The organism is Oleiphilus sp. HI0080 (assembly GCF_001635135.1).
In genome coordinates this window covers 1-572 of record NZ_LWFU01001190.1, presented here as the reverse complement: position 1 = coordinate 572, position 572 = coordinate 1, and the positions used below count along the sequence as shown (strand labels likewise).

1 protein-coding gene is annotated in these 572 nt (G+C 46.7%); it reads right to left on the bottom strand.

What is annotated here, in order from left to right; all coding sequences use genetic code 11:
• Positions 1-156 precede the first annotated feature (156 nt).
• On the bottom strand, positions 157-572 hold a 416-nt coding region (gene nusG, locus A3751_RS21035), incomplete at its 5' end, for a transcription termination/antitermination protein NusG (protein ID WP_068458785.1).

Here is a 572-nt window from a genome sequence, read left to right as displayed (position 1 = left end):
TTGCTTGACCAGCTGCAACTTGCAGCTTGATGTAAGCATCAATCTTTTTAGCCATTACAATCTCCTTTGGGTGCAAGCGCTCTCTACGAGCTCCCCGAACAGACACAAAAAGCCCATCCTACAAAAGCAGAATGAGCACACTTAAAACTGCAAAGTTTAGTCTTTTTCTACCTGACTAAACTCTAAATCTACCGGCGTCGATCTTCCAAAAATAAGTACCGCAACCTTCACACGACTCTTTTCGTAGTCAACTTCTTCAACTACACCGTTGAAGTCAGCAAACGGGCCATCAACAACACGAACAACTTCCCCAGCCTCGAACAGAGTTTTCGGACGCGGCGTTTCAGCACCCGTCTCGATCTTCTGAAGAATTGCCTGAGCCTCTCGATCACTAATTGGTACCGGACGCTCAGCGGTACCACCAATAAAGCCCATTACACGAGGAGTCGACTTAACTAAGTGCCAAGACTCATCATCCATGTCCATCTGGACAAGAACGTAGCCAGGGTAAAACTTACGCTCACTCTTACGCTTCTTACCATCTCTCATCTCTACCACTTCTTCGGTAGGAA